This is a genomic window from Mixta sp., from assembly GCF_024610815.1.
In the GTDB taxonomy this organism is placed as follows: Bacteria; Pseudomonadota; Gammaproteobacteria; order Enterobacterales; family Enterobacteriaceae; genus Mixta; species Mixta calida.
Genome location: NZ_JANION010000213.1, coordinates 1 through 21,189 on the forward strand (window position 1 = coordinate 1; position 21,189 = coordinate 21,189).

Sequence of the window (21,189 nt, forward strand, 5' to 3'; positions counted from 1 at the left end):
GCTCTACAGACGGTTTATTGTCCGTCGTATTGATACTGGAGCGCAGGTTACTGTCAGATGGGAAAGTTAACGAAAAACATAAAATGGATCACGCGGACGCTGGCGTTAACAACAGTGATGTTTATCGCCCTGGTTTTAGCCGATTGTAAGATGATGAGCGTAGCAGAAAAAAGCCCCGGTTTTAAACAGAGCGACTGGTGGCTTTATTACTCTTACGTTGATAAAGAGATCAAAAATGCGCCGCGTATTTCGGATAGTTATTACTTTCGCTTTAGGATGATGGATGGTCCTTCTCCAGAAATGAGCGCTATTGTCTTTAGTAGCGCGACGGAAACAGCCGCGTTAGAAAACTATCTGACGGCGTTAGGATACCATTATGTCTCAGATAATGAGCGGGGCGGGCATTGGGAAAGAAAGGTAGGCTGAAAACTGAATTTTATATACGTCAGAATAAAGAGCAGCGAGTCATTCAGTTAACGAAATATACTTTCTAAAACAAAGCCCCGCTGGGGCTTTGCATTCCACGCGCTTTTGGCAAAGAATAACTGCGCAATTAACGAAACGACACCGTTTCGCCCGACTGCGCGCTGCAGGCGTCCGACAGAATCTGCCAGAAGTCGCCGCCGCCGCGGTTGCAAATCCACTGCCCGTCGCGGTAGTCAAAATGGTAGCCGCCGCCTTTGGTCGCCAGCCAGACTTGATGCAGCGGCTCCTGACGGTTGATAATGATTTTGCTGCCGTTTTCAAAACTGAGCGTCATGATGCCGGCATGGGTTTCATAGTCGATATCGCTGTCGCCGTCCCAGCTGTCAAAATACTCTTCAATGGTTAACATCAGGCGATCGGCCAGCTGGTGAAATTCACTGTCGTTCATCATTGTTTCCTTAAGGTTTTGGCGCAGTATAACGCGCCGCAGGATTTTACGACATCGTCTGACAAGAGTGAGATGCAGCACATCACGTCACCTTTTCCTGTTGCTTTTCCAAAGTCAGCTGCGATGATAAGCAACAAGGTAATCGCATCAAACATAAGCAGGAATAGCATGAAGAAAATCCTTTGCCACCTGGCAATGGCGCTGGCGCTGGCCAGCCTGGCCGGCTGCGGACTGAAAGGGCCGCTCTATTTTCCGCCGCAGGATAAGCCGAAACAGACTACGCCGCAGCCGCCTGTCGAACAGACGACCCCTTCTTCAACGGCGACCCAGCCGGATGGCCAGCAGGAGAATAACCTGACCAGCCCGGATACGGCCACTCAGGCGACGCAGTAACCATGATGGCCCAGCCGGCGGAGCAGAAAATGCAGTTCTCGAAAATGCACGGTCTTGGCAATGACTTTATGGTCGTTGACGCCGTCACGCAAAATGTCTATTTCTCGCCGGAGTTGATCCGTCGCCTGGCGGATCGTCATCTGGGCATCGGCTTCGATCAGCTGTTGATCGTCGAGCCGCCTTACGATCCCGATCTCGATTTCCATTACCGCATCTTTAACGCCGACGGCAGCGAAGTGGCGCAGTGCGGCAACGGCGCACGCTGTTTCGCCCGCTTTGTCCGTCTGAAGGGATTGACGAACAAAAGCGATATCCGCGTCAGCACCCAGACGGGGCGCATGGTACTCAGCGTCACCAACGATGAGCTGGTGCGCGTCAACATGGGCGAGCCAAATTTCGAACCGCAGCAGGTGCCGTTTCGCGCCAACAAGGCGGAAAGCCTTTATCTGCTGCGCGTCGCCGAGCAAACCATCATGTTCGGCGTGGTCTCCATGGGCAATCCGCATTGCGTGATTCAGGTCGCCAACGTAAAAACCGCGGCGGTCGAAACGCTGGGCCCGGTGCTGGAAAGCCATGAACGTTTCCCGGAGCGGGTTAACGTCGGTTTTATGGAAGTGGTGAATTCGGATCATATCCGTCTGCGCGTTTATGAACGCGGCGCAGGCGAAACGCAGGCCTGCGGCAGCGGAGCGTGCGCTGCGGTGGCCTGCGGCATTCAGCAAGGGCTGTTGGCGGAAAAAGTGCGCGTCGATCTGCCGGGCGGTACGCTGCATATCGCATGGAAAGGGCCGGGACATCCGCTCTATATGACCGGACCGGCCACGCACGTTTATGATGGGTTTATTCATTTATGAAACATGTCGGAGAGATAGCCGCCGAACTGATGCTGGACGACCAGTCGGTGTGTGACTACCTGCTGCAAAATCCAGATTTTTTTATACGCAATGCGCGCCAGGTCGAACAGATGGCGGTGCCGCACCCGGTGCGCGGTACGGTTTCGCTGGTGGAGTGGCATATGGCGCGTCAGCGCAACCATATCCATCAGCTGGAAAATGAAATCACGCAGCTGATGGAGCAGGCGTCCGCCAACCATCAGCTTTTCGATCGTCTGCTCAGCTTGCAGGGTCACCTGGCTTCTGCGCCTTCGCTGCAGGAGATGCTTAACCGTCTTCAGCGCTGGGCGCGCGATTTGGGGCTTGCCGGCGCAGACGTGCGGCTGTTCAGCGATCGCTGGCAGCTGGGCGCGCCCTCCAGCTTTACGCAGCTGGCGCTGTCGCGTCAGGCGTTTGAGCCGGTGCGCATTCAGCGTCTGGGTAAAGATCAGCACTATCTCGGCTCGCTGAACGGACCGGAGCTGCTGCTGCTGTTGCCGCAGGCGCGCTCGGTCGGCTCGGTGGCGATGTCGCTGTTCGGCGAGCGCGGCGATCTGGGCGTGCTGATGTTCAGCAGCCGCGATACGCACCATTATCAGCCCGGACAGGGCACGCTGCTGCTGCATTACCTGGCGCTGATGCTGCCGGAACTGCTCAGCCGCTGGGTTGCGCGCGTATGAGCCAACTTGCGCTGCAGGCCGCCGTCGAGGGCTTTCTGCGCTACCTGAAGGTCGAGCGTCAGCTGAGTCCGTTAACCCATGAAAACTATGCGCGCCAGCTGGCGGCGCTGATGCAGCTGGCCGACGAGATGAAAATCGCCGACTGGTCGCAGCTGGAGCCGGCGCACGTGCGTCAGCTGGCGGCGCGCAGCCGTCGCGCCGGTTTGCAGCCAGCCAGCCTGGCGCTGCGACTTTCCGCGCTGCGCAGTTTTCTGGACTGGATGGTCAGCCAGGGGGCGCTGAAGGCGAACCCGGCGAAAGGGATCGCCGCGCCGCGCGCCGCGCGTCATCTGCCGAAAAACATCGATGTCGATGAGGTGAATCAGCTGCTGGATATTGACCAGAGCGATCCGCTGGCGGTGCGAGACCGCACGATGATGGAAATCATGTACGGCGCCGGGCTGCGTCTCTCCGAGCTGGTGGGCATCGACCGTCGTCATCTCGATCTGGAGGCGGGCGAAGTCTGGGTCACGGGCAAAGGCAGCAAAGAGCGCCGCCTGCCCATCGGCCGCACGGCGGTGGAATGGGTGCGGAAATGGCTGACGCTACGCGATATCTACGCGCCGGAAAGCGACGCGCTGTTCGTCTCGAAAGAGGGTAAGCGTATTTCGGTGCGCAACGTGCAGAAGCGCTTCGCCGAGTGGGGCGTCAAGCAGGGCGTAAGCAGTCATGTGCATCCGCACAAGCTGCGCCACTCCTTCGCCACGCATATGCTGGAGTCGAGCGGCGATCTGCGCGCGGTGCAGGAACTTTTAGGCCACGCCAACCTCTCCACGACGCAAATTTATACCCATCTCGACTTTCAACATCTGGCGACGGTGTATGATGCGGCGCATCCGCGCGCCAAACGAGGAAAATCCTGATGCATTTTTATCGTCGGCTGAAGCCGATCAAAGCGATCACCTTCGATCTGGATGACACGCTGTATGACAACTATCCGGTCATCCTGAAGACCACCGAGGAGTCGCACCGTTTTTTGCAGGCATATCATCCGAGCCTGCGCGACTTTTCCACCGAAGCGTATCAAAAATTACGCGACCGGCTGCTGGCCGAGGAGCCTGAGATCTACCACGACGTCACCGAATGGCGACGCCGCACCGTCGAACAGGCGATGCTGGATGTGGGTCTCACGCTCAACGAGGCGCGGGAGGGATCGAATAAGGTGATGGAGGTATTCGCTCACTGGCGCAGCCAGATTAGCGTGCCGCCGGAAACGCACGTCGCGCTGGCTGCGCTGGCGGAGCGCGTGCCGCTGGTGGCGATCACCAACGGCAATGCCGAGCCGCACCTGTTCGGGCTCGACCGCTATTTTCAGTTTGTGCTGCGCGCGGGCCCGCATGGGCGCGCCAAGCCTTACCAGGATATGTATCATCTGGCGGCGCAGCGGCTGAATATCGCTCCGGAAAACATTCTGCACGTCGGCGACGATCTCACGACTGACGTTGCTGGCGCGGTGCGCTGCGGCATGCAGGCCTGCTGGATCAATCTGCGCGAGGGCAATCTGATGCAGATTCATGATGCGCGCCTGCTGCCGCATGTTGAAATTACGCAGTTGGCATCGCTGACGGCGTTGTTATAATCTTCTGTACAAATATCCAGTGTCTCACTGGTGCGTTTTTCCTGACTGACGGTGCTTATGGACGTTTCTGACCTGCTAAACAGCCTGAATGATAAACAGCGCGAGGCCGTTGCGGCGCCGCGCACCAACCTGCTGGTGCTGGCGGGCGCGGGCAGTGGCAAGACACGCGTGCTGGTGCACCGCATCGCCTGGCTGCTGACGGTAGAGAACTGCTCGCCCTATTCAATTATGGCGGTGACCTTTACCAACAAGGCCGCAGCGGAAATGCGTCACCGTATTGAGCAGCTGATCGGCACCAGCCAGGGCGGCATGTGGATCGGCACCTTCCATGGTCTGGCGCACCGCCTGCTGCGCGCGCACCATCTTGACGCCCGTCTGCCGCAGGATTTCCAGATCCTCGACAGCGAGGACCAGCTGCGCCTGCTGAAGCGCCTGATCAAAGCGATGAACCTGGATGAGAAGCAGTGGCCGCCGCGTCAGGCGATGTGGTACATCAACGGCAAGAAAGACGAAGGGCTGCGCCCACATCATATCGAGAGCTACGGCAATCCGGTGGAGCAAACCTGGCTGCGCGTTTATCAGGCCTATCAGGAGGCGTGCGATCGCGCCGGGCTGGTCGACTTTGCCGAGCTGCTGCTGCGCGCCCATGAGCTGTGGCTTACTAAGCCGCATATTCTCAATCACTATCGCGAACGCTTCACCAACATCATGGTGGACGAGTTCCAGGACACCAACAATATTCAGTACGCCTGGATTCGTCTGCTGGCGGGCGACAGCAGTCGAGTGATGATCGTCGGCGACGATGACCAGTCTATCTACGGCTGGCGCGGCGCGCAGGTGGAGAATATCCAGCGTTTCCTGCAGGATTTTCGCGGCGCAGAAACCATTCGACTTGAGCAGAACTATCGCTCCACCAACAATATTCTGAAAGCGGCCAACGCCCTGATCGCCAACAACAACGGTCGTCTCGGCAAAGAGCTGTGGACCGACGGCAGCGACGGCGAGCCGATCTCGCTCTACTGCGCGTTTAACGAGCTGGATGAAGCGCGCTTTGTGGTTAACCGCATCAAGGTCTGGCAGGAGAACGGCGGGGCGCTCAACGACTGCGCCATTCTCTATCGCAGCAACGCCCAGTCGCGCGTGTTGGAGGAGGCGTTATTACAGGCCAGTATGCCGTACCGCATTTATGGCGGCATGCGCTTCTTCGAACGCCAGGAGATCAAAGATGCGCTGGCCTATCTGCGTCTGATCGCCAACCGCAACGACGACGCCGCCTTTGAGCGCGTGGTCAATACGCCGACGCGCGGCATCGGCGACCGCACGCTGGACGTGGTGCGTCAGGCATCGCGCGATCGTCAGCTGACGCTGTGGCAAACCAGCCGCGAGCTTTTGCAGGAAAAAGCGCTGGCCGGACGCGCCGCCGCTGCGCTGCAACGCTTCACCGAACTGGTGGATTCGCTGGCGCAGGAGACCGCCGAACTGCCGCTGCACGTCCAGACTGACCGGGTGATTAAAGATTCCGGCCTGTGGCTGATGTATGAGCAGGAAAAAGGCGAAAAAGGCCAGACGCGCATCGAAAACTTAGAGGAACTGGTAAACGCCACGCGTCAGTACAGCTACCAGGATGAAGATGAAGATTTGATGCCCTTACAGGCGTTCCTGTCGCATGCGGCACTGGAGGCCGGGGAAGGCCAGGCGGACAAATGGCAGGACGCGGTGCAGCTGATGACCATGCATGCGGCGAAAGGGCTGGAGTTCAGTCAGGTATTTATCGTTGGTATGGAAGAGGGGATGTTCCCCAGTCAGATGGCGCTGGATGAGGGCGGCAGGCTGGAAGAGGAGCGCCGTCTCGCCTACGTTGGCGTCACCCGCGCGATGAAAAAGCTGACGCTGACCTATGCGGAAACGCGTCGGCTGTACGGCAAAGAGGTTTATCATCGCCCGTCGCGCTTTATCGGCGAGCTGCCGGAAGAGTGCGTCGATGAGGTGCGCCTGCGCGCCAGTATTAGCAGGCCGGTCAATCATCAGCGCATGGGCACGCCGGTGGCGCAAAACGACAGCGGCTTTACGCTGGGTCAGCGCGTACGTCACGCCAAATTCGGCGAAGGCACCATCATCAATCTCGAAGGCAGCGGCGATCACAGTCGTTTGCAGGTGGCGTTTCAGGGACAGGGCATTAAATGGCTGGTGGCCGCCTACGCTCGTCTCGAAGCGGTATAGCGCAAGAGGCTGAGCGCATCGCCGCAGGCGATGTTCCCGCCGTTGACCGTCGCGTCAGGCGGGATTAACTTGCGCGCTCGCTGGCCAGCAGCAACGCACTCTTCAGGGCGCCCGGCTTCGCTTGACGCCTTTTTCGTCTCGGCGTAACATGCGCGCACGATTACCCTAAGAGGACTTTCGCCTTGGACACTCCCAGTCGATGCTGGCTCAACCACCTTGTCAACAGGTACAACCCCTAAGGCCATCCTCTTATGCTGATAGCCTTTGTGGTTGTCAGCGACTCTCTTTTTCCCGTCGCGCGAGTTAGCGTTTATCACTGACTGAAACTCAGGTTTCTGTGTTCTGGCGTATTGTCCCGTTTGAATGACCAATTGGGAGTACTGCTATGCTGAGCGCTTTTAAACTGGATCGCAGCCGCCTTACCCGCCTGGAGTTGGAAGATGCGCCGGAAGACCTGATATCTTCAGTATGGGTCGATCTTATCGAGCCGGAAGAAGCGGAGCGCGAGCGCGTACAGAGTGAGCTGGGTCAGAGCCTGGCCACGCGCCCTGAGCTGGAAGATATCGAGGCGTCCGCCCGCTTTTTCGAGGACGAAGACGGCCTGCATATCCACTCCTTCTTTTTCTACGAAGACGCCAAAGATCACGCGGGCAACGCCACCGTCGCCTTTACTATCCGCGAAGGCCGCCTCTATACGCTGCGCGAGCGTGAACTGCCCGCATTTCGCCTCTATCGCATGCGCGCCCGCAGCCAGACGCTGATTGACGGTAACGCCTATGAACTGCTGCTTGATCTGTTTGAAACCAAAATCGAACAGCTGGCGGATGAGATCGAAAACATCTACAGCGATCTGGAAAAGCTGAGCCGCGTGATTATGGAGGGACAGCAGGGCGACGAGTTCGATCAGGCGCTCTCTACGCTGGCGGAGCTGGAGGATATCGGCTGGAAGGTGCGTCTCTGCCTGATGGATACGCAGCGCGCGCTGAACTTCCTGGTGCGCAAGGCGCGTCTGCCGACTAACCAGCTGGAGCAGGCGCGTGAAATCCTGCGCGATATCGAATCCCTGCTGCCGCACAATGAATCGCTGTTCCAGAAGGTGAACTTCCTGATGCAGGCAGCGATGGGCTTTATCAATATCGAGCAGAACCGCATCATCAAAATCTTCTCGGTGGTATCAGTGGTCTTCCTGCCGCCGACGCTGGTCGCCTCCAGCTACGGCATGAACTTTGAATTTATGCCGGAGCTGAAGTGGAGCTTTGGTTATCCTGCCGCGATCGGCCTGATGATCCTGGCCGGGCTGGCGCCGTACCTCTATTTTAAACGTAAAAACTGGCTGTAAAGCCGGAAGGCCGGATAAACACCGGCCTTCCGCCGCTGGCATTCCTGGCGGGTTGTGCGTAACCTTAGGTTTTTCAAGCCGCTGTGATATCACCCTTTTATGGAAAAGCTTTCGCGCTGGCAGCAATGGACGATGCTGATTGTCGTTTCGCTGCTGCTGGGTTTTGTTCTGCAATATTTCCATGTGCCGGCTGCGCTGTTGCTGGGGCCGATGATTGTCGGCGTTGTCATGGGGCTGCTGGGCGCGACGCTGCGTATTGATAAGCGCCTGTTTATTCTCTGTCAGGCGGTGCTGGGCTGCATGATCGCCCGCAGCCTCTCTCCCTCGATTATCGATCCGCTGATCGCCGACTGGCCGGTGGTGCTGGCGGTATTGCTGATGACGCTCGCTGCCAGCGGCCTTTCCGGTTTCCTGCTGGTGCGTTACAGCGATCTACCGGGGCCGACCGGCGCCTGGGGTTCATCGCCGGGCGGCGCGTCGGCGATGGTAGTGATGGCGGCCGACTACGGCGCCGACGCGCGGCTGGTGGCCTTTATGCAGTATCTGCGCGTGCTGTTCGTGGCGACTGCCGCTGCGATTGTCGCTCGCATCAGCCTGGGCGATGATGCGCAAAGCGCGGCGCCGCAGGTCTGGTTTCCGGCGCTTGATATACGCTTTGTCATCACGCTGTGCGTTATGCTGGCAGGCGCGTTTCTCGGCCAGCGTTTTCGCATTCCGGCGGGCGCGCTGCTGTTGCCTGCGCTGGCTGGCGCGGTGTTGCAAAGCAGCGGAACGGTAGCGTTGCAGGTGCCGGAATGGCTGTTAGCCGCCGCTTACACGCTGATCGGCTGGACGGTAGGGCTGCGCTTTACGCTGCCCATTTTCCGTCTGGCGCTGCGCACGTTACCGCAGATGCTGGCGTCGATTGCCGGGCTGATGCTGTTGTGCGGAGGAATGGCGTGGATACTGACTAAACTGCTACATGTCGATCTGTTGACCGCTTATCTGGCTACCAGCCCTGGCGGGCTGGATACCGTGGCGATTATTGCTGCAGGAAGCCGGGTCGATATCGCTTTCGTCATGGCGCTGCAAACGCTGCGGCTGTTTACCATTCTGCTTACCGGCCCGGCTATGGCGCGCTTTATCTCACGCTTTGCCCGTGCGTGAGCGGCGCATCGTATAGAGCGCGTCGATAATAAACAGCGCCAGCGCCAGCCAGATAAAGCCGAACGTCACCGCTTTGTCGGGCGTCATCGCTTCGCCGTAGAACAGCACCGCCAGCAGAAACATCAGCGTCGGTCCCAGGTACTGGAAAAAGCCGAGCGTCGAGAGACGCAGGCGCGTAGCGGCGGCGGTGAACAGCATCAGCGGAATGGTGGTGACAATCCCGGCGGCGATCAGCAGCAGATTCAGCATGGCGCTATTGTGCGACAGATGGCTGGTGGCGCTGTCGGCGATGCCGAACAGATACCAGGAAGCGACAGGGAAAAGCCACAGCGTTTCGATCAGCATGCCGCTCTGCGCGTCCACCGCGATTTTTTTACGCGTCAGGCCATATAGCGAGAAGCTGAGCGCCAGTCCCAGCGCGATCAGCGGCAGCGATCCGAACTTCCACAGCTGCACCAGCACGCCGGCGGTCGCCAGCAACACCGCCAGCCACTGCATACGACGAAAGCGCTCGCCGAGAAACAGCATGCCGATCACCACGTTGAGCAAGGGGTTAATGAAATAGCCCAGGCTCGCTTCCAGCATATGGTGGTTATTTACCGCCCAGATAAACAGCAGCCAGTTGCCGCCGACCAGCGTGGCCGAAACCGCCAGCATCAGCACTTTCTTCGGCTGACGCATTACGGTTTTCACGCGCGGCCAGCTGCGGCTGACGGAGATCAGCAGCAGCATAAACAGCGCCGACCAGATGACGCGATGCGTCATGATCTCGCCCGGTGCCACCTGCTGGATCAGTTTGAAATAGGCTGGCGCAACGCCCCAGATAAAATAGGCGCCCAGCGCGAAAAAAATACCCTGGCGCGTTTGTTGTGTGTCCATCACGTACTCTCAGATTAAAAGCGCCAGTCTAAAGTAAAAACGGGCGTGCGGTTGAAATTAACCAACAAGATAGGTTGCCGTGGCGCTGGCGATATGGACGCCCGCGTCGTTATGCAGTTCGACGCGTGCGACGGAGATTTTATTCCCGGCGCGCAGCAGGCTGCTGGCGGCGATAAAGTGTTCGCCGCGTCCGGGACGCAGATAATCCACGCGCAGATCGATGGTGCCCATGCGCGACAGGCGGTGACGCAGCTCCTCCTCGGTAATATGCTCCTGGCGCGTCAGAGAACTGTTGACGCAGACCAGCCCGGCGGCCACGTCCAGTACTGACGCAATAACGCCGCCGTGTAAGATCTGCTGGGCCGCATTGCCGACCAGCATGGTTTTATTGGCGAAGCGCAGTTCAGCGTAGTTTGATTCAAGCCTTTTCAGCTCCAGACCGAGCGCCTGATTAAAGGGCATATGGTAGACGAAAATTTCGCCGATAAGCTGGCGGGCCGCCGCCCGATCTAACTGAGTCTCTGACATAAAAGGATTTTCCTGGTACCGGCTGGTAAAGCGTTAGGATGTTAACAGATTGTGTATTTTATGCTGACAGGAACCTGCTTTCCACTTTAAGAAAACAGCGCTGATCTCGTTGCGGGATTGTGTGTAGAATGGCCTGCTTTTTTTATTTAATGGTCACACAGCGCTTCACCGGAGAAGACTATGCGTATGCTAATAGCGGCGGCTTTATTATTGCCCGCCTTTGCGCAGGCTCAAGAAGCCACCGTCAGGGAAGTACATGACGCGCCAGCAGTTCAGGGCAGCATTATCGCCAACCTGCTGGAAAAGCATGACAATCCCTTCGTGCTTTATCCTTATGAAAGCAATTATCTGCTTTATACCCTGACCAGCGATATGAACAAGGAAGCCATTGAATCATACGACTGGGCTGACAAAGCGAAAAAGGATGAGGTAAAATTTCAGCTCAGCCTGGCGTTTCCGCTCTGGCGCGGCATTTTGGGCGATAATTCCGTACTGGCGGCGTCCTATACTCAGCGTTCCTGGTGGCAGCTTTCCAACCGCGGCGCGTCATCGCCTTTCCGCGAGACGAACTACGAACCGCAAATTTTTCTCGGATGGGCAACGGACTACTCTTTCGCCGGCTGGACGCTGCGTGATATCGAGCTGGGCCTGAACCACCAGTCAAACGGACGTTCCGATCCGACGTCGCGCAGCTGGAACCGCGTTTATGCGCGACTGATGGCGGAAAACGGCAACCTCCTGGCGGAAATTAAGCCCTGGTATCGTCTGCCGGATGGCGAAAGCAACGATGACAACCCTGACATTACCAAGTACATGGGTTACTATCGCGCCAAATTAGGTTACCGGGTAGGCAACAGCGTCTTCAGCGTGCAGGGCAACTATAACTGGAACAGCGGTTATGGCGGCGCAGAACTGGGATGGAGCTATCCGATCAGCGAGCATGTGCGTTTCTATACGCAGGTGTTCAGTGGCTACGGCGAATCGTTAATCGATTATAATCATCGTCAGACCCGCGTCGGCGTTGGCGTAACCTTAAACGATCTGTTCTGATACAGGCCCGTACGCGGGCCTGCCACACAGTCATTGTCTCTTCGGGCGGCTATCCCGCCCGTCACATCATCATAATGCAGTGCAATACGGGGAAGACGTGTCTACGGCGGCAGTAATTAATCAGGAAGCGCTGGCTGAACAGGTATTACGCGATACCTTCGGCTATCAGCAGTTTCGCCCCGGGCAGCAAACCATCATTCAGGCGTCGCTGAGCGGCCGGGATTGTCTGGTGGTGATGCCCACCGGCGGCGGAAAATCGCTCTGTTATCAAATTCCGGCCCTGCTGCGTGATGGCCTGACGCTGGTCGTTTCGCCGCTGATTTCGCTGATGAAAGATCAGGTCGATCAGCTGCTGGCGAACGGCGTGGCGGCGGCGTGCCTGAATTCGACGCAAACGCGCGAAGAGCAGCAGGCGGTGATGGCGGGATGTCGCAGCGGCGAAATACGTCTGCTCTACATCGCGCCGGAACGTCTGATGATGGATAACTTCCTCGACAGCCTGACGCACTGGAAGCCGGCAATGCTGGCGGTGGATGAGGCGCACTGTATTTCCCAGTGGGGACATGATTTCCGCCCGGAATATGGCGCGCTGGGCCAGCTGCGCCAGCGTTTCCCGTCGCTGCCGGTGATGGCGCTGACGGCAACCGCCGATGAAACCACGCGCAATGATATTGTCCGCCTGCTGCAGTTGCACGACCCGCTGATTCAAATCAGTAGCTTCGACCGGCCGAACATCCGCTATATGCTGGTGGAAAAATTCAAGCCGACCGAACAGCTGCTGCGCTACGTGCAGGATCAGCGCGGTAAAAGCGGCATTATTTACTGCAACAGCCGGGCGAAAGTGGAAGACACGGCGGCGCGTCTGCAAAGCCGCGGTTTAAGCGTAGGCGCCTACCATGCCGGCATGGAAAACGCCCATCGCGCGCAGGTGCAGGAGGCATTTCAGCGCGACGATTTGCAAATCGTCGTGGCAACTGTCGCTTTCGGCATGGGCATTAACAAACCCAACGTGCGCTTTGTGGTGCATTTCGATATTCCGCGCAACATTGAATCCTATTATCAGGAAACCGGACGCGCCGGACGAGACGGTCTGCCTGCTGAAGCCATGCTGCTTTACGATCCGGCGGATATGGCCTGGCTACGCCGGTGCCTGGAGGAGAAAGCGCCCGGTCCGCTGCAGGATATTGAGCGTCATAAACTGAATGCGATGGGCGCGTTTGCCGAAGCGCAAACCTGCCGCCGTCTGGTCCTGCTTAACTATTTCGGCGAGGGACGCCAGCAGCCGTGCGGCAACTGCGATATCTGCCTCGATCCGCCGCGTCGCTACGATGGCATGGTGGAGGCGCAGAAAGCGCTGTCGACCATCTATCGCGTCGGCCAGCGTTTTGGCATGGGCTATGTGGTTGAGGTGCTGCGCGGCGCCAGCAACCAGCGTATTCGCGAGCTGGGCCACGATAAGCTGCCGGTCTATGGCATTGGCCGCGATCAGAGCCATGAACACTGGGTCAGCGTGCTGCGCCAACTTATTCATCTTGGGCTGGTGACGCAAAACATTACGTTGCATTCCGCGCTGCAGCTCACCGAAGCGGCCAGGCCGGTTTTACGCGGCGAGGCGCCGCTGATGCTTGCCGTACCGCGGCTGGTGACGGTAAAAGCGAAATATAACAACCAGAAAAGTTACGGCGGCAACTACGACCGCAAGCTGTTCGCCAAGCTACGCAAGCTGCGCAAAGCGATCGCCGACGAAGAGAACATCCCGCCTTACGTGGTGTTTAACGATGCGACGTTGATTGAGATGGCGGAGCAGATGCCGTTGACGGCGTCGGAAATGCTCAGCGTTAACGGCGTTGGCCATCGCAAGCTGGAGCGTTTTGGCAAGCCTTTCCTGGTGATGATCCGCGAGCATGTCGACGGCGAGGAATAAATCCTCTCCGGGCGTCGCACGACGCCGCAGATAACAGATGAACCGAAAAGGATTTAGCGTAATAATCATGCGCGTCGTGAAAAGCCCGTCGGCTTTCTCACTCCATTCATCGGCAAGGAAACTGTTATGCTCGCGCTTTTTCTCACCGTCGCCGCAGTGCATTTAGTGGCACTGATGAGCCCCGGTCCTGATTTCTTTTTTGTCTCGCAAACCGCCGCCAGCCGCTCACGCAAAGAGGCGATGATGGGGGTGCTGGGCATCACGCTGGGGATAGTCATCTGGGCAGGCGTGGCGCTGATGGGACTGCACCTTATTCTGCAAAAAATGGCGTGGCTGCATGAAGTGATTATGGTGTGCGGTGGACTCTATCTGACCTGGCTGGGCTGGCAGCTGCTGCGGTCCGCGCATCGCCAGCATCGTCAGCCGGTGGAAAATGCCGAGCCGCAAGCCGCGCTGGCGAAAAAAGGCCACAGCTTCCTGAAAGGTTTCCTGACCAACCTCTCCAACCCTAAAGCCGTCATCTACTTCGGCAGCGTTTTTTCACTGTTTGTCGGCGACGACGTCGCAACCGGCACGCGCTGGGGGCTTTTTGTGCTGATTATCAGTGAAACGTTCGCCTGGTTTACCCTGGTGGCGGCGGTGTTCGCGCTGCCGTGGATGCGCCGACAGTATCAGCGTATGGCGAAATGGATCGACGGCATGGCGGGAGTGCTATTCGCCGGGTTCGGCATCCATCTGATCCTTTCCCGCTGAGGGCGGCCTGGCTTACTGGTGATTTGCCGTCCGGGCAGTACTCGCTTCCTCACGTATTACTATACGCTCGGATCGCTGCGTGCTGGCCGAACGGCAACTCACTGCGCCGCCGACGGCCGTCTGGCTTTGGTGCAGGCGGCCTGGCTACAAACGGGCGTTAAAGATAATAGGGTTAGCTGATAGCAAACAGGGAAGCGGCAGACACTGAAACCAGGGAAGCGGGGGCGGGCAGCGGAGTAAAGCCTCCGCGTCATGGATGACGCGGCGGAGCCTCCAGGGATGGATTCACGGCGTCTTTACGTAGCTGCCTGTCCCCGCTGAGCGGAGCCTGGGCGCCCAATTCTTTGCCGCTGACCGAAACCAGAACGCCAGCCCTTTCTATGCCATCCGCCGCGCCGACGCCAGCAACGCGCCGATAGCGACAAACAGTCCGCCGAATACCCGATTCAGCAGCTTCATCTGGTGCGGGCCTTTAATCCATACCGCAATACGCCGCGCCAGCGTGGCATAGCCGATCATCACCACGATATCGACCACAATCGTAGTCACGCCCAGCACCAGATACTGCAACGCCTGCGGCTGATGGGGAATAATGAACTGCGGAAACAGTGCGGCAAGAAAAATAATGCTCTTGGGATTGGTCAGATTCACCAGCACCGCGCGCTGAAACAGACGGCGGCGCGGCATCGCGCGCGAAACCGCAGTCAAATCGATCGCGCCGGCGGCGCGCCATTGCTGAATGCCCAGCCAGATAAGATAGGCTGCGCCCGCCCACTTCAACACCTCAAACGCCAACAGCGAACGGGAAAAAAGCGCGCCTAACCCCACGCCCACCAATACAATATGCAGCCCCAGGCCCACCTGCAGTCCGGTAATCGACGCCGCGGCGCCGCGATAGCCATGGCTGATGCCGGTGCTCATCGTATTGATAGCGCCCGAACCGGGCGACAGGCTGAGGATCACGGTGGTTAACAGATAGGCCAGCCACCATTCGATAGTCATGGGTAACACTCCCTGAATGCGCAGAATTATGCCACAATACGCCATTGCCAGCGGTTGCGCTACGGCGGCTGTTTGCCGGAAGGTTTAAAGGAGTCGAGCCATGACCAGTCATAAAAAACACTGGCCAATACGGGAACAAGCTTTCGCCGCTTTTGCTACCGGGCCGCTGCTTGATTTCTGGCGTCAACGCGAAGAATGCGAATTCACCGGCATCGAAAACGTCCCGATCCGCTATGTGCGCTTCACATCGCCGAAACACGACAAAGTCATACTCATCGTGCCCGGCCGTATTGAAAGCTACGTTAAATACCCGGAACTGGCTTACGACCTCTGGCACTGCGGCTATGATATCGTGATTGTCGATCACCGCGGGCAGGGGCGATCCGGCAGGCTGTTGAAAGATGCCCATCGGGGACACGTCGTTCATTTCGAACATTATGTCGATGATCTGGAAACACTCTGCCTGAAAGAGCTGATCGCTGGCCACTACCGCCGTCGCTATGCCCTGGCGCACTCGATGGGCGGCGCTATTTTAACGCTGCTGCTGGCACGCAATCCCACGGCGTTTAACGCGGCGGTGCTGGCTTCGCCGATGTTTGGCATTTACCTGCCGATGCCTGCCTGGATGGCGCACCGCATTCTTGACTGGGCGGAAAAACGTCCGGCAATGCGTGACGGCTACGCCCTGGGAACCGGTCGCTGGCGTGCGCGGCCGTTCAGCCTGAACGAACTGACGCACAGCCGCGAACGTTATAAGCGCAACCTGCGTTTTTATGCAGACGATCCCGCGATTCGGGTTGGCGGGCCAACTTACCATTGGGTGCGCGAAGGCATTCAGGCGGGGCAGAATGTCCTGAAAAAAGCGGCAGCGATTACTACGCCGCTGCTGCTGTTGCAGGCCGGGGATGACAAAGTGGTCGATAACCGTTCGCAGGATCTCTTCTGCGCGGCGATGCAGGCCGCCGGTCATCCCTGCGAAGGCGGAAAGCCCTATGTTATTGCAGGCGCGCGTCATGAGATCCTGTTTGAAAAAGACGCCATGCGCGCCGAAGCTTTACATGCCATCGTCAATTTTTTCGAGCGGCATGATTAAATTGCACCACTCAGAACGTTACCACTCTCTTCGATACCAGAGGTTTGCATGTACCATGTTGTTGCTTCCGATCTGGATGGCACCCTGCTTTCTCCCGATCATCGTTTAACGCCCTACACTAAAGAAACGCTCCGGCTACTGACAGCGCGCGGCGTACATTTCGTTTTCGCCACCGGCCGTCATCATGTCGATGTTTCGCAGATGCGTGATAATCTGGAAATCGAAGCCTATATGATCACCTCTAACGGCGCGCGCGTGCATAACACCGCTGGCGAGCTGATCTTCAGCCACAACCTTGATGAAGATATCGCCCGCGATCTTTATGCGCTGAAGTATGACGATCCCGATATCCTTACTAACGTTTACCGCGATGATGAATGGTTTCTGAACCGGCACCGCCCGGAGGAAGAACGCTATTTCCGTGAGTCGGTGTTTACTTATCAGGTTTATCAGCCGGGTCTGCTGCCGACTGACGGCATCAGCAAGGTCTTCTTTATCTGCGACGACGCTGAAAAACTCGTGCCGCTGGAAGAAGCGATTGTGGCGCGCTGGGGCGATCGGGTGAATGTCAGCTTCTCTTTCCCCACCTGCCTGGAAGTGATGGCGGGCGGCGTGTCGAAAGGCCATGCGCTGGAAGAGGTCTCGAAGCTGTTGGGCTATTCGCTGGAAAACGCTATCGCCTTCGGCGACGGTATGAACGATAAAGAGATGCTGATTATGGCTGGTAAAGGCTACATCATGCGTAATGCCCATCAGCGTCTGAAAGATCTGCTGCCGGAGCTGGAAGTAATTGGCAGCAACGCGGAAGATGCGGTGCCGCGCACGCTGCGCCAGCTATTCCTTGCCTGAGTGTAAAAAAGGCGGCCCACGGCCGCCTGATTTATTGAGCGTTCCCGCTTTTATCTTTCGACACAGGCGCTTTGCAGCGTCGGAAAGAGAAACGCAACTCTGCCAGATTTACTGTCGCTGCAGGAACTGAACCGCCTTATCGGGGAAATCGGTAAACAGTCCTTCCACCTGCGCCCGGTTATAAAGCGCGTCATACAGCTGATTCACGTCCGTAGCCCAGTCGGGCAGCTGGTCGGCGCGCACCGTATAGGGATGGATTTGCAAATGGCTGGCGTGCGCTTCCTGCGCCAGCGGCGTCAGACGTACCGCGCCCGGCTTTGAATCGGCGCTGAACAACTCATGATAATCGGGGCCGATGCCGTCTACATACTTCGCCAGCTCTTTCATCGCGCCTGGCTTAAACATCCAATCGTAGCTGTAGTTCACCCATTTGCCTTCGCGCAACTCTTCCGTTTCATGCGAATCGGTTTCGGTAATCAGCTGCACCAGCCGCAGATCCATACCCATTTTCGGCTCCAGTTCGGTTTTAATGCGCTTCAGCTCATTAAAATCGAAGCACTGTAGCCAGACCTTATCCTGACGGCCGCTGTAACCATAACGCTTCAGCGTCTGCAACACCGCGCTGGCGATATCTTTGCCTTCCTGATGATGAAACCAGGGCGCTTTGATCTCAGGATAGATGCCGATATTGCGGCCGGTTGAATGATTTAACCCCTGAATAAACTCAATTTCCTCTTCAAAAGTATGAATGTGAAAAGAGGAGGTGTTCATTGGGAAGCGGCCAGGCCAGGTCTGCACCTTCTTGCCTCCCACCAGCTTAAAGCCTTCGGTGAAATTCAGGCTTTTAATCTCCGCCAGCGTGAAATCGATGGCGTAGTAGCGACCATCCTTACGCGCGCGCTGGGGAAAACGTTCGGCGACATCGGTAACGCGATCGAGATAGTGATCGTGCAGCACCACCAGCCGAGCGTCTTTGGTCATCACCAGATCCTGCTCAAGAAAGTCCGCACCCTGCGCATAGGCCATCGCCTTGGCGGGCAGCGTATGTTCAGGCAGGTAGCCGCTGGCCCCCCGGTGCGCGATAACGATCTTGTCAGGCCCCTGCGCGTTGACGCCGCAGGCGACGGCGAGCAGCGCCGTCGCGATTAACCGTTTTGCTTTCATTTTTCACCCTCATGCTGCATCTGGCGTTTGTGCTTAGTCTCGCTCAGCATGGTCAGCAGCAGCAGGATCACCGCCAGCACGCAGCCGCCGATCATAATCAGAAAACCGCCGTCCCAGCCGAAATAGTCCACGGTATAACCGACAATCGCGCTTGCCGCGACGGAGCCGCCAAGATAACCAAACAGGCCGGTAAAGCCCGCCGCGGTGCCCGCCGCCTTTTTCGGCGCCAGCTCCAGCGCATGCAGGCCGATAAGCATTACCGGGCCGTAAATCAGGAAGCCGATAACGATCATACAGGCCATATCCACGCCCGGATTGCCAACCGGGTTGAGCCAGTAAATGACGGTGGCGATGGTCACCAACACCATAAAAAATACGCCGGTCGCGCCGCGGTTGCCTTTGAATACCTTATCCGACATCCAGCCGCACAGCAGCGTGCCGGGAATGCCTGCATATTCGTAGAGAAAATAGGTCCAGGAGGATTTATCCAGCGCAAAGTGCTTCACTTCCTTCAGGTAGGTCGGCGACCAGTCGAGAATACCGTAGCGCAGCAGGTAGACAAAAACGTTCGCCAGCGCGATATACCACAGCAGTTTGTTGGGCAGCACGTACTGCATAAAGATCTGTTTCGCCGTCAGCTCTTGTTCGTGCTGCTCGTTATAATCGGGCGGATAATCGTTTTTATACTCTTCAATCGGCGGCAGACCGCACGACTGCGGCGTATCGCGCATCAGCGCAAAAGCAATCAGCGCGACGACAATTGCGGCGAACGCGGGCATGTAAAGCGCCGCCTTCCAGTCGTTGAACCAGGCCATACCAAGCAGAAACAGCAGTGGGGGGATGCCGCCGCCGACGTTATGCGCGCAGTTCCAGACCGAGACGATGCCGCCGCGCTCTTTCTGAGACCACCAGTGAACCATAGTGCGTCCGCAAGGCGGCCAGCCCATGCCCTGAAACCAGCCGCAAACAAACAGCAGCGCGAACATAATCATAATGCTGGAGGTGGCCCAGGGAACAAAGCCCATCACCAGCATCACCAGCGCCGCCATTATCAGGCCGGCGGGCAGGAAAACGCGTGGATTTGAGCGGTCGGAGACCGAACCCATAATAAATTTCGAAAAGCCATAGGCAATGGAGATGCCGGAGAGGGCAAAGCCGAGATCGCCGCGTGAAAAGCCTTGCTCCACCAGATAAGGCATGGCCAGCGCGAAGTTTTTTCGTACCAGATAGTAGGCGGCGTAACCGAAAAAGATGCCGATAAAGATCTGCCAACGCAGACGGCGGTAAAGCGGATCGGTGCGATCCGCCGCCACGCGGGATTGGTGTGGTGCTGGCTTAAAAATGCTAAGCATAAAAAGGCCTCCAGAGGCGAGAATGTTTTTAAACACGCATAAAATGAGCGAAAAGGGGCATTTTTTTGCCCGATGTTCTATTTCGCGCAAAGAATAGTGGTTGAGGATGAAATTGACTGTGAGGTAAAGCGCAAATGTTACAGTTTTATGACAAAGGGTTGTAACCGATGTCACAAAAAGGCGCCATACAGGGTAGTGCGGCGTGGTAGGGCGCCAGAGCGGGCCAGTTAAGGACTGCCACAGGAGTATCAGGAGGCGCTTTTGCGCAAAATAAGAACAGATGTCAACCACTAAGTCGCCAGGCGCAGCGAACATTCCGCTACAATAGCCGCCTGTTTAGCTGGAGACATCAACTGTGGCATTACTGATTATTACTACTATTTTGTGGGCCTTTTCGTTCAGCCTGATTGGCGTTTATCTGGCGGGGCAGGTGGACAGCGTTTTTTCCGTGTTGGTGCGCCTGGCGCTGGCGGCGCTGGTATTTCTGCCGTTCCTGCGCTGGCGCGGCTATCGCGCCTCTACGCTGCTGCTCTATATGCTGGTCGGGATGTTGCAGCTCGGCATTATGTATCTGCTGAGTTTTGAGGCGTATCTCTATCTTAGCGTGCCGGAATTCCTGCTGTTTACCGTTATGACGCCGCTGTACGTCACGCTGATATATGACCTGATTAGTGGTCGTGGCGTGCGCATCGGCTATGCGCTCAGCGCGCTGCTGGCGGTGATCGGCGCAGCGATTATTCGCTACGACCAGCTGAGCGAGCATTTCTGGACCGGCCTGCTGCTGGTGCAGCTGGCCAATATCTGCTTTGCCGTCGGGATGGTCGGGTACAAACGTTTACAGGAAACACGCCCGATGCCGCAGCATACCGCCTTTTCCTGGTTTTATATCGGCGCGGTGCTGGTGGCGATCGTCGCCTGGTTTCTGTGGGGCAACCCGCAGAAACTGCCGACCACGCATCTGCAATGGGGAATACTGATCTGGCTGGGCGTTGTCGCTTCCGGGCTGGGCTATTTTATGTGGAACTACGGCGCGACGCAGGTTGATGCCGGCACGCTGGGCATTATGAATAATATGCATGTGCCAGCGGGACTGTTGGTAAACCTGGCGATTTGGCAGGAGCAGCCGGACTGGCCGCCTTTTATTATCGGCGGTGGGCTGATTGTCGCTTCGTTATGGATACATCGTCGCTGGGTTCTTCGCTAAAGAAAGTACCGGATTTATTGTTGAATCCGGTACTTTTTAATTAACCAATAATTTCTTTCTTGAAGCGGGAAAGAATATTGTTCACACCATCTTCGATCGCTTTACCCAGACGGCTGCCAAAATCCTGCCCGGTTTGCTGTGCAGCTTCTACTTCATAACCTAAGTTAAATACGCCATTCAGTACTTTAGTTGCATCGCTAAAAAAATTGCCAAATACAGATGAGAGACAATCTTCAATTTTTCCTGCGC

At 57.2% G+C, this 21,189-nt stretch carries 23 protein-coding genes; 16 read left to right on the top strand and 7 right to left on the bottom strand.

Annotated features, from left to right (window positions below; genetic code table 11):
* Positions 1-57: 57 nt before the first annotated feature.
* A complete protein-coding gene (locus MYY08_RS16135) occupies positions 58-426 on the top strand; it encodes a hypothetical protein (protein WP_288014925.1) in 369 nt (122 codons plus the stop codon).
* 127 nt (positions 427-553) lie between these two features.
* Here MYY08_RS16135 and cyaY read toward each other — a convergent pair whose 3' ends face one another.
* Entirely contained in the window at positions 554-874 is a 321-nt protein-coding gene (cyaY, locus tag MYY08_RS16140; RefSeq protein WP_084970232.1) for an iron donor protein CyaY, read from the bottom strand.
* A 168-nt stretch (positions 875-1,042) separates the two neighbouring features.
* Between cyaY and lptM the strand changes: the two genes are divergently transcribed.
* The 9 genes from lptM (at position 1,043) to MYY08_RS16180 (ending at position 9,142) form a co-directional block, all read left to right on the top strand.
* Positions 1,043-1,267, top strand: coding sequence for an LPS translocon maturation chaperone LptM (lptM, locus tag MYY08_RS16145; RefSeq protein ID WP_038628948.1), 225 nt, complete (start codon positions 1,043-1,045; stop codon positions 1,265-1,267).
* Between the two features lie 29 nt (positions 1,268-1,296).
* Positions 1,297-2,121 carry a diaminopimelate epimerase gene (dapF, locus tag MYY08_RS16150; protein ID WP_038630172.1) on the top strand — a complete coding sequence of 275 codons (825 nt, stop codon included), beginning with the start codon at positions 1,297-1,299 and terminating at the stop codon, positions 2,119-2,121.
* Positions 2,118-2,819 carry a DUF484 domain-containing protein gene (locus MYY08_RS16155; RefSeq protein WP_288014926.1) on the top strand — a complete coding sequence of 234 codons (702 nt, stop codon included), beginning with the start codon at positions 2,118-2,120 and terminating at the stop codon, positions 2,817-2,819. The genes dapF and MYY08_RS16155 overlap by 4 nt, the downstream gene beginning before the upstream one ends.
* On the top strand, positions 2,816-3,721 hold the full coding sequence (gene xerC / locus MYY08_RS16160; protein ID WP_190296266.1) for a tyrosine recombinase XerC: 906 nt from the start codon (positions 2,816-2,818) through the stop codon (positions 3,719-3,721). Before MYY08_RS16155 ends, xerC begins: the two co-directional genes overlap by 4 nt.
* Positions 3,721-4,437: a 5-amino-6-(5-phospho-D-ribitylamino)uracil phosphatase YigB gene (yigB, locus tag MYY08_RS16165; RefSeq protein ID WP_038628944.1), complete on the top strand. Its 717-nt coding sequence runs from the start codon at positions 3,721-3,723 to the stop codon at positions 4,435-4,437. Before xerC ends, yigB begins: the two co-directional genes overlap by 1 nt.
* Before the next feature lie 57 nt (positions 4,438-4,494).
* Positions 4,495-6,657 carry a DNA helicase II gene (gene uvrD, locus MYY08_RS16170; RefSeq protein WP_038628942.1) on the top strand — a complete coding sequence of 721 codons (2,163 nt, stop codon included), beginning with the start codon at positions 4,495-4,497 and terminating at the stop codon, positions 6,655-6,657.
* Positions 6,658-6,839: 182 nt separating this feature from the next.
* Entirely contained in the window at positions 6,840-6,896 is a 57-nt protein-coding gene (gene ysgD, locus MYY08_RS19205) for a YsgD/CorL family protein (RefSeq protein ID WP_353738475.1), read from the top strand.
* A gap of 146 nt (positions 6,897-7,042) precedes the next feature.
* Positions 7,043-7,996, top strand: coding sequence for a magnesium/cobalt transporter CorA (gene corA, locus MYY08_RS16175; protein WP_038628937.1), 954 nt, complete (start codon positions 7,043-7,045; stop codon positions 7,994-7,996).
* A gap of 99 nt (positions 7,997-8,095) precedes the next feature.
* Positions 8,096-9,142 carry an AbrB family transcriptional regulator gene (locus MYY08_RS16180; RefSeq protein WP_190296265.1) on the top strand — a complete coding sequence of 349 codons (1,047 nt, stop codon included), beginning with the start codon at positions 8,096-8,098 and terminating at the stop codon, positions 9,140-9,142.
* On the opposite strand, the gene rarD is transcribed toward MYY08_RS16180, so the two are convergent.
* Entirely contained in the window at positions 9,122-10,021 is a 900-nt protein-coding gene (rarD, locus tag MYY08_RS16185; RefSeq protein ID WP_084970236.1) for an EamA family transporter RarD, read from the bottom strand. The genes MYY08_RS16180 and rarD overlap by 21 nt on opposite strands.
* Positions 10,022-10,078: 57 nt before the next feature.
* Entirely contained in the window at positions 10,079-10,549 is a 471-nt protein-coding gene (locus MYY08_RS16190) for a thioesterase family protein (protein ID WP_038628932.1), read from the bottom strand.
* A 180-nt stretch (positions 10,550-10,729) separates the two neighbouring features.
* On the opposite strand from MYY08_RS16190, the gene pldA reads away from it, so the two are divergent.
* From pldA to rhtC, 3 genes are all read left to right on the top strand, one after another.
* The gene (gene pldA, locus MYY08_RS16195) at positions 10,730-11,599 is read left to right on the top strand and encodes a phospholipase A (protein WP_038628931.1); all 870 of its coding nucleotides are present in this window, start codon (positions 10,730-10,732) and stop codon (positions 11,597-11,599) included.
* Positions 11,600-11,696: 97 nt separating this feature from the next.
* Positions 11,697-13,523: an ATP-dependent DNA helicase RecQ gene (gene recQ, locus MYY08_RS16200; RefSeq protein ID WP_038628929.1), complete on the top strand. Its 1,827-nt coding sequence runs from the start codon at positions 11,697-11,699 to the stop codon at positions 13,521-13,523.
* Positions 13,524-13,649: 126 nt separating this feature from the next.
* Positions 13,650-14,276 (top strand): threonine export protein RhtC, encoded by a 627-nt coding sequence (gene rhtC, locus MYY08_RS16205; RefSeq protein WP_038628928.1) that lies wholly within the window; start codon positions 13,650-13,652, stop codon positions 14,274-14,276.
* Positions 14,277-14,654: 378 nt separating this feature from the next.
* Here rhtC and rhtB read toward each other — a convergent pair whose 3' ends face one another.
* Entirely contained in the window at positions 14,655-15,278 is a 624-nt protein-coding gene (gene rhtB, locus MYY08_RS16210; protein ID WP_038628926.1) for a homoserine/homoserine lactone efflux protein, read from the bottom strand.
* A gap of 100 nt (positions 15,279-15,378) precedes the next feature.
* Here rhtB and pldB point away from each other — a divergent pair, with 100 nt between their 5' ends.
* Complete coding sequence (pldB, locus tag MYY08_RS16215) at positions 15,379-16,371, top strand: lysophospholipase L2 (protein ID WP_038628924.1); 993 nt, start codon at positions 15,379-15,381, stop codon at positions 16,369-16,371.
* Positions 16,372-16,419: 48 nt separating this feature from the next.
* Positions 16,420-17,220: a sugar/pyridoxal phosphate phosphatase YigL gene (yigL, locus tag MYY08_RS16220; RefSeq protein ID WP_038628922.1), complete on the top strand. Its 801-nt coding sequence runs from the start codon at positions 16,420-16,422 to the stop codon at positions 17,218-17,220.
* A 108-nt stretch (positions 17,221-17,328) separates the two neighbouring features.
* Here the strand turns inward: yigL and glpQ are convergent, their stop codons facing one another.
* On the bottom strand, positions 17,329-18,384 hold the full coding sequence (glpQ, locus tag MYY08_RS16225; RefSeq protein WP_288014932.1) for a glycerophosphodiester phosphodiesterase: 1,056 nt from the start codon (positions 18,382-18,384) through the stop codon (positions 17,329-17,331).
* Entirely contained in the window at positions 18,381-19,736 is a 1,356-nt protein-coding gene (gene glpT / locus MYY08_RS16230; protein WP_190296262.1) for a glycerol-3-phosphate transporter, read from the bottom strand. The genes glpQ and glpT overlap by 4 nt, the downstream gene beginning before the upstream one ends.
* Before the next feature lie 355 nt (positions 19,737-20,091).
* Between glpT and MYY08_RS16235 the strand changes: the two genes are divergently transcribed.
* A complete protein-coding gene (locus MYY08_RS16235; RefSeq protein WP_038628918.1) occupies positions 20,092-20,940 on the top strand; it encodes a carboxylate/amino acid/amine transporter in 849 nt (282 codons plus the stop codon).
* A gap of 40 nt (positions 20,941-20,980) precedes the next feature.
* Here MYY08_RS16235 and MYY08_RS16240 read toward each other — a convergent pair.
* Positions 20,981-21,189, bottom strand: a 209-nt coding sequence (locus MYY08_RS16240) for a hypothetical protein (RefSeq protein WP_288014934.1), incomplete at its 5' end; no start/stop codon positions are given.

What these genes read in the sequence shown, in the direction of transcription:
- MYY08_RS16135 (WP_288014925.1), top strand. Translation starts at nt 58, where the DNA reads ATGGGAAAGTTAACGAAAAACATAAAATGGATCACGCGGACGCTGGCG.
- cyaY (WP_084970232.1), bottom strand. Translation starts at nt 874, where the DNA reads ATGAACGACAGTGAATTTCACCAGCTGGCCGATCGCCTGATGTTAACC.
- lptM (WP_038628948.1), top strand. Translation starts at nt 1,043, where the DNA reads ATGAAGAAAATCCTTTGCCACCTGGCAATGGCGCTGGCGCTGGCCAGC.
- dapF (WP_038630172.1), top strand. Translation starts at nt 1,297, where the DNA reads ATGCAGTTCTCGAAAATGCACGGTCTTGGCAATGACTTTATGGTCGTT.
- MYY08_RS16155 (WP_288014926.1), top strand. Translation starts at nt 2,118, where the DNA reads ATGAAACATGTCGGAGAGATAGCCGCCGAACTGATGCTGGACGACCAG.
- xerC (WP_190296266.1), top strand. Translation starts at nt 2,816, where the DNA reads ATGAGCCAACTTGCGCTGCAGGCCGCCGTCGAGGGCTTTCTGCGCTAC.
- yigB (WP_038628944.1), top strand. Translation starts at nt 3,721, where the DNA reads ATGCATTTTTATCGTCGGCTGAAGCCGATCAAAGCGATCACCTTCGAT.
- uvrD (WP_038628942.1), top strand. Translation starts at nt 4,495, where the DNA reads ATGGACGTTTCTGACCTGCTAAACAGCCTGAATGATAAACAGCGCGAG.
- corA (WP_038628937.1), top strand. Translation starts at nt 7,043, where the DNA reads ATGCTGAGCGCTTTTAAACTGGATCGCAGCCGCCTTACCCGCCTGGAG.
- MYY08_RS16180 (WP_190296265.1), top strand. Translation starts at nt 8,096, where the DNA reads ATGGAAAAGCTTTCGCGCTGGCAGCAATGGACGATGCTGATTGTCGTT.
- rarD (WP_084970236.1), bottom strand. Translation starts at nt 10,021, where the DNA reads ATGGACACACAACAAACGCGCCAGGGTATTTTTTTCGCGCTGGGCGCC.
- MYY08_RS16190 (WP_038628932.1), bottom strand. Translation starts at nt 10,549, where the DNA reads ATGTCAGAGACTCAGTTAGATCGGGCGGCGGCCCGCCAGCTTATCGGC.
- pldA (WP_038628931.1), top strand. Translation starts at nt 10,730, where the DNA reads ATGCGTATGCTAATAGCGGCGGCTTTATTATTGCCCGCCTTTGCGCAG.
- rhtC (WP_038628928.1), top strand. Translation starts at nt 13,650, where the DNA reads ATGCTCGCGCTTTTTCTCACCGTCGCCGCAGTGCATTTAGTGGCACTG.
- rhtB (WP_038628926.1), bottom strand. Translation starts at nt 15,278, where the DNA reads ATGACTATCGAATGGTGGCTGGCCTATCTGTTAACCACCGTGATCCTC.
- pldB (WP_038628924.1), top strand. Translation starts at nt 15,379, where the DNA reads ATGACCAGTCATAAAAAACACTGGCCAATACGGGAACAAGCTTTCGCC.
- yigL (WP_038628922.1), top strand. Translation starts at nt 16,420, where the DNA reads ATGTACCATGTTGTTGCTTCCGATCTGGATGGCACCCTGCTTTCTCCC.
- glpQ (WP_288014932.1), bottom strand. Translation starts at nt 18,384, where the DNA reads ATGAAAGCAAAACGGTTAATCGCGACGGCGCTGCTCGCCGTCGCCTGC.
- glpT (WP_190296262.1), bottom strand. Translation starts at nt 19,736, where the DNA reads ATGCTTAGCATTTTTAAGCCAGCACCACACCAATCCCGCGTGGCGGCG.